This is a genomic window from Nonomuraea sp. B19D2 (assembly GCF_040137845.1).
Taxonomy (GTDB): Bacteria; Actinomycetota; Actinomycetes; order Streptosporangiales; family Streptosporangiaceae; genus Nonomuraea.
Genome location: NZ_JBEFAK010000006.1, coordinates 71,451 through 85,283, shown reverse-complemented (window position 1 = coordinate 85,283; position 13,833 = coordinate 71,451). Strand labels below are relative to the sequence as shown.

12 protein-coding genes and 1 riboswitch are annotated in these 13,833 nt (G+C 68.5%); of the genes, 5 read left to right on the top strand and 7 right to left on the bottom strand.

The genetic code is table 11. The features are described from left to right. Nucleotides 1-17: 17 nt before the first annotated feature. Nucleotides 18-1,442 (bottom strand): hypothetical protein, encoded by a 1,425-nt coding sequence (locus ABN273_RS13495; RefSeq protein WP_349449081.1) that lies wholly within the window; start codon nt 1,440-1,442, stop codon nt 18-20. A gap of 353 nt (nt 1,443-1,795) precedes the next feature. Between ABN273_RS13495 and ABN273_RS13490 the strand changes: the two genes are divergently transcribed. From ABN273_RS13490 to ABN273_RS13480, 3 genes are all read left to right on the top strand, one after another. Beyond that, the gene (locus ABN273_RS13490) at nt 1,796-3,271 is read left to right on the top strand and encodes an AMP-binding protein (protein WP_349449080.1); all 1,476 of its coding nucleotides are present in this window, start codon (nt 1,796-1,798) and stop codon (nt 3,269-3,271) included. A gap of 111 nt (nt 3,272-3,382) precedes the next feature. After that, nucleotides 3,383-3,742, top strand: coding sequence for a hypothetical protein (locus ABN273_RS13485; RefSeq protein ID WP_349449079.1), 360 nt, complete (start codon nt 3,383-3,385; stop codon nt 3,740-3,742). 130 nt (nt 3,743-3,872) lie between these two features. Further along, complete coding sequence (locus ABN273_RS13480) at nt 3,873-5,525, top strand: DNA repair helicase XPB (RefSeq protein ID WP_349449078.1); 1,653 nt, start codon at nt 3,873-3,875, stop codon at nt 5,523-5,525. Nucleotides 5,526-5,751: 226 nt separating this feature from the next. Here ABN273_RS13480 and ABN273_RS13475 read toward each other — a convergent pair whose 3' ends face one another. Further along, nucleotides 5,752-6,087: a hypothetical protein gene (locus ABN273_RS13475; protein ID WP_349449077.1), complete on the bottom strand. Its 336-nt coding sequence runs from the start codon at nt 6,085-6,087 to the stop codon at nt 5,752-5,754. Nucleotides 6,088-6,268: 181 nt separating this feature from the next. Here ABN273_RS13475 and ABN273_RS13470 point away from each other — a divergent pair, with 181 nt between their 5' ends. Together ABN273_RS13470 and ABN273_RS13465 are read left to right on the top strand one after the other, a co-directional pair. Beyond that, a complete protein-coding gene (locus ABN273_RS13470; RefSeq protein ID WP_349449076.1) occupies nt 6,269-8,272 on the top strand; it encodes a HelD family protein in 2,004 nt (667 codons plus the stop codon). A gap of 89 nt (nt 8,273-8,361) precedes the next feature. Beyond that, nucleotides 8,362-8,892 (top strand): YbhB/YbcL family Raf kinase inhibitor-like protein, encoded by a 531-nt coding sequence (locus ABN273_RS13465; RefSeq protein WP_349449075.1) that lies wholly within the window; start codon nt 8,362-8,364, stop codon nt 8,890-8,892. A gap of 79 nt (nt 8,893-8,971) precedes the next feature. Here ABN273_RS13465 and groL read toward each other — a convergent pair whose 3' ends face one another. The 5 genes from groL to ABN273_RS13440 all read right to left on the bottom strand — a co-directional run bounded on the left by groL (nt 8,972) and on the right by ABN273_RS13440 (nt 13,810). Continuing rightward, nucleotides 8,972-10,597 (bottom strand): chaperonin GroEL, encoded by a 1,626-nt coding sequence (groL, locus tag ABN273_RS13460; protein ID WP_349449074.1) that lies wholly within the window; start codon nt 10,595-10,597, stop codon nt 8,972-8,974. 441 nt (nt 10,598-11,038) lie between these two features. Continuing rightward, nucleotides 11,039-11,239 carry a cold-shock protein gene (locus ABN273_RS13455; protein WP_238503559.1) on the bottom strand — a complete coding sequence of 67 codons (201 nt, stop codon included), beginning with the start codon at nt 11,237-11,239 and terminating at the stop codon, nt 11,039-11,041. A gap of 249 nt (nt 11,240-11,488) precedes the next feature. Beyond that, nucleotides 11,489-11,764 carry a MoaD/ThiS family protein gene (locus ABN273_RS13450; RefSeq protein WP_349449073.1) on the bottom strand — a complete coding sequence of 92 codons (276 nt, stop codon included), beginning with the start codon at nt 11,762-11,764 and terminating at the stop codon, nt 11,489-11,491. A 24-nt stretch (nt 11,765-11,788) separates the two neighbouring features. Next, nucleotides 11,789-13,021, bottom strand: coding sequence for a threonine synthase (gene thrC / locus ABN273_RS13445; protein ID WP_349449072.1), 1,233 nt, complete (start codon nt 13,019-13,021; stop codon nt 11,789-11,791). 13 nt (nt 13,022-13,034) lie between these two features. After that, a riboswitch (SAM riboswitch) is annotated at nt 13,035-13,176 on the bottom strand. Between the two features lie 79 nt (nt 13,177-13,255). Next, nucleotides 13,256-13,810, bottom strand: coding sequence for an RNA polymerase sigma factor (locus ABN273_RS13440; protein ID WP_349449071.1), 555 nt, complete (start codon nt 13,808-13,810; stop codon nt 13,256-13,258). Nucleotides 13,811-13,833: the final 23 nt, after the last annotated feature.

Genomic DNA, 13,833 nt, shown 5'->3' with positions numbered 1-13,833 from the left:
GCGCGGACCATGCCAGGTCAGGGGCCCGTGGCGGTAGTGGCGGCCAGGGCGATCAGCGTGCGGGCGTGCGCGTCGTCGCGTTTGGCGGCCTGTTTGAGCAGCAGCGCCAGCGCCCCCTTGGCCGCCCTCGCCACGGGCTCGTCGCAGCATGCCAGCCGCCGCAGGTGGCGCAGCGAGTCGGCCGGGTACCGGACGGACAGCCCGCCGCCCAGCGCCACCACCGCCGCCGTGGCCCGCGGGTCAGCGGGGTCGTCGGCCCAGGCCAGCGCGAGCCTCAGCGCCTCGGGGGCGAGCGTGTCGTCGGCGCACATGTACGACAGCGCGTTCCCCGCCGCCAGCCGCTCCGCGCCCGCGCCCCGTGCCCACACCTCGAGGAACTCCTCGCGGGCCTGCCCCAGCGAGTACGCCGCCAGCACCGCCACGCCCTCCGAAGCCCGTACCGACACGTCGGGCCCCTCCAAGGCCAGCGACCGTACCCATTCGTGCAACGGCTGCCACAGCCAGAACCCGTACCGCCCGGCCAGCTCGGCGAGCACCTGCCCCCGGTGATGCGGCGCCAGGAAGCCGGCCAGCCCCTCAGTGGAGCCGATCAAGGGATGAGGAGCCCCGGCCGGCTGGGGACCGCGCTTCTCATGTGTCTGGCAGATCTGCTCGAGCCGGGCGAACTGCTGCTCGAAGACGGGCTCGGCAACCCGGTGCAGGAACGCCAGCGCCGCCGCCTCCCGCACCTCGTGCAGCGGCGGCTTGGTGTCGAACCAGGCGGCCACCTCCTCCCCCACCGGCTCCTCGGCCCGCGCCAGGCTCACGACCTCGGCCGGCGTCGGCAGGGTCAGCGCCAGGTCCCTGGCCCGGGCGAGCTCCTCGGGGGGCCGCCTCGCGCGCACGCCGTACGTGCTGAGGCAGAAGTCGAACAGCTCCCCCGGATCGGGCGCGGACCACGGCTGCTCCACCTCGGCCGACTCGGAGAGCGCGCCGTTCCTGGTGATGACCAGGTACGAGCCCTGCTCGGCGAGCTTGCGCGCCAGGTTGACCAGCTCGATCCTGTCGGTGCTCGCCGCGATCCAGTCGTGCAGCAGGTACGCCCTGCCCGGCTCGTACTCGATCCTGGACAGCAGCTCCGCGGCGGTACGGGCGGGCGACAGCACGGTGATCGCGCCGTCGGCCAGGGACATGCGGGAGAGCAGGGCCATGGCGCCTAATCGTTTGCCCGACTCCTCCTTGCCCACGAGAACGAGCAGGTGGCGGATGGAGAGCCGGCGCACCGCCTCGGGGAAGCAGTCCGGCTCCAGGTAGGAGCGCAGGAGCGCGTCCGCCTCCCGCCTGTTGAGGTCTCTGGTGACCGGCGCGGCGACCGACCGTACGAAGTCGGAGACCGTTTTGAGGCGCTGGCGGAGCGCTCTGTCGTCGAGATCGATCTCGCCCGATTCAGGCGTTTCGGTCACGAAAGTCACCCCAGGGTTGACTGGAAACTTTTCTACAGAAAATATCTTCGCCTAACAAGTTTTTTCGCTAATACGGGCCGATCGCACAGCGTCACGAAGCGGCTCCGAACAGGGGTTTCGCGCGAACGTAACAGTCAGAGCCACTGACCAGGACATGTCGATCATGCCCTCCATCGCTCTTGGCGGACCCCACGGAACCTAGATCTCCAACCATCGCACGATCCAGGCCAGCAAGAAAACACGAATACCCATAAAAGGCGATTTGTCGCTATTTACCCCCCAGCCGAGCCCTGTCCACTGGGGCGAGTCAAGGGTTGACTGCGCCACCTTGATCGCATCAGGTTGGGCATGTGATGACCGAGCAGACGCTGGGCCGACTGGCCGAGGAGTCATGGGGCCGATTCGACGACCACGACGCGATCTTCTACGAGGGAGTCTGGCATCGCAGCCACGCGCTCGCCGAACGGGCACGCCGGATGTGCGGCGGGTTCGTCGAGGCGGGGATCAGGCCCGGCGACCGGGTGGTCGTGATGATGGCGACCTCGCCCGAGGTGCCGCTGATCTACCAGGCGCTCTGGGCCGCGGGCGCGGTGGTGACGCCGGTGGTGTTCCTGGTGGGCGCCGAGGAGCTGCGGCACATCCTGCTCGACAGCGGCGCGTCCGCGATCGTCACCTCGCCGGAGCTGGCGGAGACCGTACGCGCCGCCGCCGTCGACATCCCGATTCATGTGGAGACGGGCGAGCTGGAACGGGCCGCCGAACGCGGCCCGGTGGCCAGGGACCCGGGCGATCTGGCGGCGCTCATGTATACCGGCGGCACGACGGGCAAGGCCAAGGGCGTCATGCTGAGCCACCGGGGACTCTGGAAAGTGGCCAAGGACGCCTGGGACATGTCCCACCAGGAGGGGAAGAACCGCGCCCTGTTGCCCGTGCCGCTCTCGCACGCGTACGGGCTGATCATCTCGGTGGCCTCGATGCACGCCACGGAGCCGCAGCAGACGGTGCTGATGCGCTGGTTCGAGCCGAAGGCCTTCCTCGACCTGGCCGCCGGGCAGCGCGTCCAGTACGGCACCGTCGTGCCCACCATGATCCAGCAGCTCCTCGACGAGCCGCTCGAGTCGCACCCGCTGCCCGACCTCTCCTACCTCACCTGCGGCGCGGCGCCGCTCGCGAGGGACGTGCTGGAGGAGTTCGAACGCAGGATGCCGGGCGTGCAGATCCTCGAGGGGTACGGCCTGACCGAGACCAGCGCCGTCACCACGTTCAACCCGCCGGGCAGGCGCAGGACAGGCAGCGTCGGCCTGCCGCTGCCCGGCTACACGATCACCATCCGCGACGGCGACGGCGAGGCGATGGAGATCGGTGACGTCGGCGAGATCTGTGTTTCGGGCGACTCGCTGATGCAGGGTTACTGGGGTGAGCAGGAGCCGGACCCCGAGGGCACCGCGCTGGTCGGCGAAGAGCTGCGGACCGGAGACATCGGCTGCCTGGACGACGACGGCTACCTCTACATCGTGGACAGGAAGAAGGACCTGATCATCCGCGGCGGGTTCAACGTGTTCCCGCGCGACGTCGAGGACGCGCTCAACCAGCACCCCGACGTGGTGATCTCGGGCGTCGTGGGCCGGCCGGACCCGCGCGTCGGGGAGGAGGTCGTGGCGTTCGTCCAGCTCAGGCAGGGAGCGTCGGCGACGGCCGAGGAGCTGATCGAGTGGGCGCGCGAGCGGGTGGGCCGGGTGAAGTATCCGCGCGAGGTGAGGTTCGTGGACTCGGTCCCGGTCACGAGCGTGCTCAAGCTCGACAGGAAGGCCCTGCGGGCGCGGCTCTAGCTCGAAGGCGGGACCTGCCGGCCGTTGGGGCCGAGATCCATGGCCAGTTCGTGCACTGCGGTCAGGCACCTCTCAATTCCGTGATAAGTGTTGACGTGTCTGGAGGTGACCATGAGCCAGGAAGATTCGTCGGGCTATCCGTACCAGCCCTATGGCGCGCCTTACGGCGAGCAGCCGCCGCCGCATTACGGGTACGGGTACGGCTATCCCCCGCCGCGCAACGACGGGCCGAGCGCCAACGCGATCGTCTCACTCGTGCTCAACCTCCTCGCGCTCGTCTCGTGCTGCAACATCCTCGGCCTGCCCGGCGCGATCCTGGCGGGCCTGGCGATCGGCAGGAGCCGCACGGAGCCCGAGGCCGCGCGCACGATGGTGATCTGGAGCTGGGTCCTGTTCGGGCTCGGCTTCGCGCTGAGCATCGGCATATTCCTCTTCCTGGGCCTCGCCGGCTACCTGGAGGACCGGAGCTGAGGTCTGCCGTCCCTTGGGCGGCCCAAGGACTAATCCGGGCTCGCGGGTTGTTGGAGTCTCGGAGCGGGGCAGCCGGGATCAGGAGACGATGGTCCTGTTGCGCCAGGCCCCGTACGGAACCCACGGAGACATGCCAGTGAGCGATGGACCGCTGATCGTCCAGTCGGACAAGACACTGCTGCTCGAGGTCGACCACGAACGGGCGGACGCCTGCCGCAAGGCGATCGCGCCGTTCGCCGAGCTCGAGCGCGCTCCAGAACACGTGCACACCTACCGCGTCACCCCCCTGGCACTCTGGAACGCCCGCGCCGCCGGACACGACGCCGAGCAGGTCATCGACGCGCTGATCAGCTTCAGCCGCTACCCCGTGCCGCACGCGCTGCTGGTGGACATCGCCGAGACCATGGCCAGGTACGGCCGGCTGCGACTGGAGAAGGACCCGGTCAACGGCCTGGTGCTGACCTCCACCGACCGGGCGGTGCTGGAGGAGGTGCTGCGCTCCAAGAAGATCCAGCCGATGCTGGGCGAGCGGCTCGGCGCCGACTCGGTCATCGTGCACCCGAGCGACCGCGGCAACGTCAAGCAGGCCCTGCTCAAGCTGGGCTGGCCGGCGGAGGACCTGGCCGGCTACGTGGACGGCGAGGCCCACCCGATCAAGCTGCAGCAGGAGGGGTGGGCGCTGCGGCCCTACCAGCGGGAGGCGGCGGACGCGTTCTGGAACGGCGGCTCCGGCGTGGTCGTGCTGCCCTGTGGCGCGGGCAAGACCATCGTCGGCGCGGCCGCCATGGCGCACGCGCAGGCCACCACGCTCATCCTGGTGACGAACACCGTCTCGGCCCACCAGTGGAAGACCGAGCTGCTCAAGCGCACCTCGCTGACCGAGGACGAGATCGGCGAGTACTCCGGCTCGAAGAAGGAGATCCGCCCGGTCACCATCGCCACCTACCAGGTGATGACGACCCGGCGGAAGGGGGTCTACTCGCACCTGGAGCTGTTCGACGCCCGTGACTGGGGCCTGATCGTCTACGACGAGGTGCACCTGCTGCCCGCGCCGATCTTCAGGATGACCGCCGACCTGCAGGCCCGTCGGCGCGTGGGGCTGACCGCGACGCTGGTGCGCGAGGACGGGCGCGAGGGCGACGTGTTCTCGCTGATCGGGCCCAAGCGGTACGACGCGCCCTGGAAGGAGATGGAGAACCAGGGCTGGATCGCGCCCGCCGACTGCGTGGAGGTGCGCGTCACGCTGACGGACGAGGAGCGGCTGGCGTACGCGATGGCCGAATCCGAGGAGCGCTACCGCTTCTGCGCCACCACGCCGTCCAAGACGCAGGTGACCGAGGCCCTGGTCCGCCGCCATCTGGGCGAGCAGGTGCTGGTCATCGGCCAGTACATCGACCAGCTCGACGAGCTCGGCGAGCACCTCAACGCGCCGGTCATCAAGGGCGAGACCCGGATCAAGGAGCGCGAGCGGCTCTATCAGGCGTTCCGCGACAAGGAGATCCAGGTGCTGGTGGTGTCGAAGGTGGCGAACTTCTCCATCGACCTGCCGGAGGCCGCCATCGCGATCCAGGTGTCGGGCACGTTCGGCTCGCGTCAGGAGGAGGCCCAGCGGCTCGGCCGGGTGCTGCGGCCCAAGGCCGACGGCGGGGGCGCCCGGTTCTACACGGTCGTCAGCAGGGACACGGTGGACCAGGAGTTCGCGGCGCACCGGCAGCGGTTCCTGGCCGAGCAGGGGTACGCGTACCAGATCATCGACGCCGACGACGTGTTCGGCGGGGTGTGATGCCCGGCCGCTCGCCTCGAGCGACCAGGCATGTTCAGCATGGTCTCACGTCCACGAGACTCCGCGGGCCGAAGACAATCGAACCACCCCCCTCACCTGCGTACTATCACGCCGCCTGCGACATACCCCCATGATCCGACAAACCCACCTGATATGCCCGATTTTTTCGGTATTTCCAGTTAGTTGCCTATCGGGGGGTTCGCTGCGGTGAGGCCCGAGCCGGTGCCTACCGCGCCATCAGGCCGCCCAGGAACAGCACGCCCTCCGCGACGATCCAGGCGACCACGCCCGCGCCCATGATCCGCCCGAAGGTGCGCGGGTCGTTCCTGGACTGCGGGAGGAGCCAGGCGGCCGCCGTGCAGCCGGCGGCGAGCACGGCGAACAGCCCTGACACCGTGGAGACCGTACCAAGTCGCTGCGAGCACGTCGAAGCGGACTCGCCGCGCACGCAGAACGCCTCCAGCCCCCAACCGGCGAACACCGACAACGCCCAGAGGGCGGCGAGCAGGAAGCTCGCGATCGTGGGAATGATCGGCGAAAAACGCAGCTGAATCCGCGCCACCACCCATCCCTACCCCGCCCGGACGACCTCCAAGCGGCGGGGCGGTGACCTCGCGCCCTTCTGCCCGGAGGACCAGCCGACGCGGCCGGTAAATGCTTTGGAAGCCGCCCGGCGTCGCCACTAGACTGGCCGATTCGCTGCCTTAACCACCTCCGAACACCACCCAGGGAGGCGCTTTCGCATGCCCGGACACCAGTTGGCCCCCGACATATTTCCCTCGGACGTCCTCGCCGCCGAACAGGCGCACCTGGCCGAGTCCAGAGCCGCGCTCAAGGCCATGCGCGCACACACCCAGTCGTTGTCCGCGGACGCGGCGGGCGACTGGGTCTCGCAGCAGATCCTCCAGGCCCTCCTCGACCAGCGCGTGGCGGCGCTCGCCGACCATCCGGACACGCCGCTGTTCTTCGGCCGCCTCGACCGCGCCGCGGGAGACGACCTTCCCAGCACGATCTACGTCGGCCGCCGCCACGTGCACGACGGCCACAGCAAGCCCCTGGTCATCGACTGGCGCGCCCCGGTGTCGCGCGCGTTCTACCAGGCCAGCCCCACAGATCCCATGGGGGTCGTACGGCGGCGCCGCTTCGGATACCACGGCGGCGCGCTGACGGCGTTCGAGGACGAGCCGCTCGGCGACGGCGTCGAGATCGGCCCGTCGAAGATCCTCACCGAGGAGATCGAACGCCCCCGAACCGGCCCGATGCGCGACATCGTCGCCACGATCCAGCCGGACCAGGACGAGATCGTCCGCTCCACCCTGGCCCAGACGGTGTGCGTCCAGGGCGCCCCCGGCACGGGGAAGACCGCCGTGGGCCTGCACCGGGCGGCGTACCTGCTGTTCACCCACCGCGAGCGCCTCGCCAGGGCGGGCGTCATGATCGTCGGCCCCAACCGCGCCTTCCTCTCGTACATCTCCTCCGTGCTCCCCGCCCTCGGCGAGGTCAAGGTCGACCAGACCACCGTCGCCGGGCTGCTCGGCGAGCACGCGGCGCCGGAGGACCCCATGGTGGCGGCGGTGAAGGGCGACGCCAGGATGGCGGCGGTGCTCGAGCGCGCGCTCTGGCTGCACATCGTGAAGCCCGAGGAGGGCGTGGTGTTCACCAAGGGGGCGTACCGCTACCGGGTGGCCGACTACGAGGTACGCGAGATCGTGGCCTCCCTGCGCGGCACCACGCGGTACAACCCGGGTCGCGCGGCGCTGGCCCAGCGGTTGGCTCATATGGTGCTCGTGCGAATGGAGCAGCGCGGCGAATCGCCCGACGACCGGGTTCAGGACGCGGTGGCCAGGTCGAAACCAGTGAAGCAGCTCGTGGATACGGTCTGGCCTAAACTAACGCCAGAACAGGTCCTTTATCGCCTGCTCTCCGACCCGGATTTTCTTGAGAAATCCGCCAAATCCGATTTGTCGCCGGAAGAGCAAGAAATGCTCATTTGGCGGAACCCGTACCGGAGCTGGAAGTCCGCCAAATGGTCGGCCGCGGACGCCGCCCTCCTCGACGAACTCCGCGACCTGATGGAACGCACTCCATCCCTGGGCCACCTGGTGGTGGACGAGGCCCAGGACCTTTCCGAGATGCAGCTGAGAGCGCTCGGCCGCCGCTGCCGCAACGGCTCGGCCACCGTCCTGGGTGACCTGGCCCAGGGCACGACCCCCTGGTCGACCAGCTCGTGGAAGTCGGTGCTCGAGCATCTGGGCCAGCGCGAGGGCGAGGTGACGGAGCTGACGCTCGGCTTCCGCGTGCCGCGTGAGGTCCTCGACTACGCCGCCCAACTGCTCTCCTCCATCGCCCCCGGCCTGGCCGCCCCCCGCTCACTCCGCCCCGGCCTCGGCTCGCTCACGGTATGCCCCGGCGGCTCGGTCACGGAGGCCGCCGCGGAGGCCCTGTCCAGAGAGGGCTCCATCGGCGTCATCGTCCCGGACGCGCTGATCAGCGACGTCTCCCGCGCGCTGGCCGACCTGCCCCACGCCGTGCTGGACCCGGACTCCACCGAGGAGCACCGCCTCCTGATCGTCCCCGCGACCCTGGCCAAGGGCTTGGAGTACGACCACGTCATCGTCGTGGAGCCCGCGGACATCGTCGCGGCCGAGCCCAGAGGCCTGGCCAGGCTGTACGTCGTGCTGACCCGAGCGGTGACGTCACTGACGGTCCTGCACGACAAGCCCTTGCCCGCCGAGCTGACGGTCTAGGCACGGCGACGCACTGATCACCTGACCGGCGGCGGGCACGGCCGCTTCTAGGATGGCTGGGCAAGCAGCTCTCAACCTAGGAGGATGCCGTGCCAGCACCGCTTCCACACGAATACCTGCCGTCGGTCCCCGCGCTCGTGGTCGAGAGCGACGACATCCGGGACGGCGAGCGGCTGAGCGACCTCCACGTCTTCAACGACTGGGGCATGACGGGCCAGAACCAGTCGCCCCACCTCCGCTGGTCGGGCGCGCCTGCCGAGACCCGCGGCTACGCCGTCACCTGCTACGACCCCGACGCCCCCACGGGCAGCGGCTTCTGGCACTGGGTGCTGTTCGACCTCCCGGCCTCCGTGACCGAGCTGCCCGGTGGCGCGGGCACCGGCCCTGAGTTCAAGGGCCTGCCCGCCGGGACGGCCCACGCCCGCAACGACTACGGCAAGAAGGAGTACGGCGGCGCGGCCCCGCCTCCCGGCGCCCCGCACCGCTACGTCTTCACGGTCCACGCTCTGGGGGTCGACAAGCTGGGCGTGGACAGCGACGCCAGCCCGGCGGTGGTGGGCTTCAACATCACCGCCAACACCCTGGCCCGCGGCCACATCGTCCCCGTCTACGGCGTATGACCGGCGGATCTGTGCTGGAACGTACAAGGGCGGCCCGGGAAACCCCGGGCCGCCCTTCGTTCGAACGGCGAGAAGAGACCTAGAAGTCCATGTCGCCGCCGCCCGGCATGGCCGGAGCGGCAGGGGTCTTCTCGGGCTTCTCCGCGATGACGGCCTCGGTGGTGAGGAAGAGCGCCGCGATGGAAGCGGCGTTCTGCAGCGCCGAGCGCGTCACCTTGGCCGGGTCGAGGATGCCCGCCTCGAACATGTTGACGTACTCGCCCGAAGCGGCGTTCAGGCCCTCACCCGGGGTGAGGTTGCGAACGCGCTCCACCACGACGCCGCCCTCGAGACCGGCGTTGACCGCGATCTGCTTCAGCGGCTCCTCCAGGGCCTTGCGCACGATCGCCGCGCCCGTGGCCTCGTCACCGTTGAGCTCCAGCTTGTCGAACGCCTTGGCGCCGGCCTGCAGCAGCGCCACGCCACCGCCGGGCACGATGCCCTCCTCGACGGCCGCCTTCGCGTTGCGCACGGCGTCCTCGATGCGGTGCTTGCGCTCCTTCAGCTCGACCTCGGTCGCCGCGCCGGCCTTGATGACCGCCACGCCACCGGCCAGCTTGGCCAGGCGCTCCTGCAGCTTCTCACGGTCGTAGTCGGAGTCGGTGCGCTCGATCTCGGCGCGGATCTCGTTGACCCGCCCGGCGATCTGCTCGGCGTCACCGGCGCCGTCGACGATCGTGGTCTCGTCCTTGGTCACCACGACCTTACGGGCGCGGCCCAGCAGGTCGAGGGTGGCGTTCTCGAGCTTGAGACCGACCTCCTCGGCGATGACCTGGCCACCGGTCAGGATGGCGATGTCGTTCAGCATCGCCTTGCGGCGGTCGCCGAAGCCCGGGGCCTTGACGGCCACGGAGCGGAACAGGCCGCGGATCTTGTTGACGACCAGGGTCGCCAGGGCCTCGCCCTCGATGTCCTCGGCGATGATCAGCAGCGGCTTGCCCGACTGGACGACCTTGTCGAGCAGCGGCAGCAGGTCCTTGTTGGCCGAGACCTTGCTGTTGACGATCAGGATGTACGGGTCCTCGAGCACGGCCTCCATGCGGTCCGAGTCGGTGACGAAGTACATCGACGTCATGCCCTTGTCGAAGCGCATGCCCTCGGTGAGCTCGAGCTCGAGGCCGAAGGTGTTGCTCTCCTCGACGGTGATGACGCCTTCCTTGCCGACCTTGTCCATCGCCTCGGCGATGAGCGAGCCGATCTCGGGGTCGGCGGCGGAGATGGAGGCGGTGGAGGCGATCTGCTCCTTGGTCTCCACGTCCTTGGCCAGCTTGGAGAGCTCCTCGCTGACGCGCTCGACGGCGGCCTCGATGCCCTTCTTCAGGCCCATCGGGTTGGCGCCGGCGGCGACGTTGCGCAGACCCTCACGCACCAGCGCCTGGGCGAGCACGGTGGCGGTCGTGGTGCCGTCGCCCGCGACGTCGTCGGTCTTCTTGGCGACTTCCTTGACCAGCTCGGCGCCGATCTTCTCCCAAGGGTCCTCGAGCTCGATCTCCTTGGCGATGGACACACCGTCGTTGGTGATCGTGGGAGCGCCCCACTTCTTCTCCAGCACGACGTTGCGGCCCTTGGGACCCAAGGTCACCTTGACGGCGTCGGCGAGCTGGTTCATACCGCGCTCGAGACCGCGCCGGGCGTCCTCGTCAAACGCGATCATCTTGGCTGCCATAAGGCTAGACCTCCCAGATGCAGGGTGGCTTGTCGTGGACCGAGCCGACGCCCGCGACGGCATGGGTCAGCATCTCCTTCGGCAGACCCCATCGTCCCGATCCGAATCGTTGGCACTCTGCTGTACAGAGTGCCAACGAACTGTTTAGCACTCTACCCTGCCGAGTGCAAGCGAGAACCCTCCTGCCGGGTGTTTCCTCCCAGGTCACCTGCGAGGGAGCCGCCGGCGCCTGGAGGAGCGGCGGGAGCGCAGCGACCAGAGCGGGGGAAGGCGACGGCATCAATGGCGACCGAGCCCGCCTCCACGGAGTGGAGGCCATCAGCGGAGTGCGGCGAGCCAACCCCATGCGGCTCGCCGCACCCGAGTCGACGAAAGAGAGGTGGCAGGTTCGCCCGGACTGCGCTGCCGCGTGATCCTGCCGGTGCATACCAGTGGGGCGCGTCAGACCGCGCGAACGGCCTCTGCCTGGGGACCCTTCTGGCCCTGCGTGATCTCGAACTCGACGCGCTGCCCCTGTTCGAGAGCTCTGTACCCGTCCATCAGTATCGCTGAGTAATGGACGAATACATCCTTACCACCGTCTACCGCGATGAAGCCGTAGCCCTTGTCCGCGTTGAACCACTTGACGGTGCCCTGCGCCACTTCCGACTCCTCTTACTGGGCCCACAGATCTCGCCCATTCCTCCGCGAGACCCGTAATCGCCTGACTTAACGGAAAATCAGCCAGACGATCGCCCTCGACCATACCTGTGGCACGGGGTTTGGCAACAGAGTCAATCCACAAACAGCGCATTTCTTCGGATGGAAGGTCGTTGAAAGGTTCATTTGGCCTGGAAAAGCAGAAGGCGCCCACTAGGGGGCGCCTTCATCCGAGACTGTGATCTATGGCACTCAGCCGCCGGCGACTGCCGGGATGATAGAGATCTGAGTGCCCTCAGGTGCTGGAGTGTCGAGCCCGTCGGCGAAACGGACGTCCTCTTCCCCAACGTAAACGTTGACGAAACGACGAATCTTGCCCGATTCATCCAGAATTCTCGCACCGATCCCGGGGTAGTCGGAGTCAAGCTTGGCGAGGACGTCACGAAGAGTCGCGCCTTCGCCACTGACTTCCGCGTTGCCCCCGGTGTACGTACGCAGAATGGTGGGAATCCGCACAGTAACGCTCATGGTTAAACTCGCCTTTCCTGGTTGTCAGACAGCCGCGCGGAACGCGTCGAGGGAGGGCCGGATCACGGCCGTGGGCTTGGCATCGTCGCTGATCGCGTCGAGTGTCTTGAGTCCGTCGCCGGTGTTGAGCACCACGGTCTCGGCCTCGGGATCGAGCCGACCGCTCTCGGCCAGCTTCTTCAGCACGCCCACGGTCACCCCGCCCGCGGTCTCGGCGAAGACGCCCTCGGTCGAGGCCAGCAGCTTGATCGCGGCCACGATCTCGGCGTCGCTGACGTCCTCGACGGCCCCTCCGGTGCGCCGGGCGATGTCCAGCACGTAAGGCCCGTCGGCCGGGTTGCCGATGGCCAGCGACTTGGCGATGGTGTTGGGCTTGACCGGCTGCACGACGTCGTGCCCCGCCTTGTACGCGGTGGAGACCGGCGAGCACCCGGCCGCCTGCGCCCCGAAGATCTTGTACGGCGTGTCCTCGACCAGGCCCAGCTGCACCAGCTCGCGGAAGCCCTTGTCAATCTTGGTGAGCTGCGAGCCCGAGGCGATGGGGATGACGATCTGCTGGGGCAGCCGCCAGCCGAGCTGCTCGGCGATCTCGTACGCGAGCGTCTTGGAGCCCTCGGCGTAGTACGGCCGCAGGTTGACGTTGACGAATCCCCACTTGTCGCCGAGCGGGTCGCCAATCAGCTCGGAGCAGAACCGGTTGACCTCGTCATACGTGCCGTCGATGCCGATCAGCTTGCCGCCGAACACCCGGGCCATGGCGATCTTCGCCGCTTCGAGATCAGCCGGGATGAACACGCACGCCTCGAGCCCGGCCCGCGCCGCCGCGGCGGTGACCGCGCCCGCGAGATTGCCGGTGGAGGAGCAGGAAAGCGTGCGGAAGCCGAAGTTACGCGCCGCCTCGACGGCGATGGCGACCACGCGGTCCTTGAATGAATGCGTGGGGTTGCCGGAGTCGTCCTTCACGTACAGGGACTTGAGACCGAGCTTGCGCCCGAGGTTTCCGGCCTTGACCAGTTTGGTCCACCCCGGGTTCATGTTGGGTTTACTGGCGACGTCCGCAGGAACCGGGAGCAAGGATCGGTAACGCCAGATGTTGGCGGGACCCGACTCGATGTCCGCACGGGTCACGGCGCCGAAGGAATAGGCCGCCTCGAGCGGCCCGAAACACTCCAGACACGCGAAGCTGGGACCGAGGGGGTAGCGCGTACCGCATTCGCGGCAGGAGAGAGCGACTGCAGGACCAAAGTCGAGCGACATGAAGCGAGGCCTTCCCTCATCTTCGCCCGCGGCCACCTTGACCGCAGACCGGAATTGGCACCTTGTCCCGGTCGGCCTCGCCAGGTCGCGAGCCTCAAGCCGGGAGGGTTGCCGGGGCTTCGCAGGGCCGGTCCCTCCACCCCTCTGGATGAGCAATATTCAGTTGTTGAAATGGACTCTACCTGCCCAGGGGGCCTAAATGGCGACTCGTCTCAGCAGGTGAGATGCGGCGTCTCAACGATAGTCGTCGCCCAGCACTCCTTGCACGTATTTGCGCGCCTGGTGAATGCGCGACTTGGCGGTGCCGAGCGGGATGCCGAGCTGCTCCGCGACTTCGTTGTAGTCGAGCTGGACGATGTCGCGCAGCACCAGCGCCTGCGCCAGGTCGGGCTTGTCGGCCTCCAGCGCCTCCATGGCGTCGAGCAGGTCGAGCCGCGAGCCGGCGATCACGCTCACCCGCCGCACGTCGGGCTTCTGCACGGGCAGCTCGTCGGAGCTCTGCTCGGCCGCCCTGCGCTTGAGCGACCTGTACGTGGTGCGCGCGCAGTTGGCCGTCACGATGTGGAGCCAGGTGCTGAACCTCGCCCTGCCCTCGAACCGCCCGATGTTGCGCGCCACGGCCAGCAAGGTGTCCTGCGAGGCCTCCTCGGCGTCCTGGTGGTAGGGCAGGATCCGGGCGCAGTGCCGCAACACATCCGGCTCGATCCGCGCCAGAAGCTCGCCAAGTGCGCGATGATCTCCTCCAGCGGCGGAGCGGGCGAGTTCCTCGGTTAGCTCATCAAGCGCCATAGCTGGGATCCTATGGGCGAAGG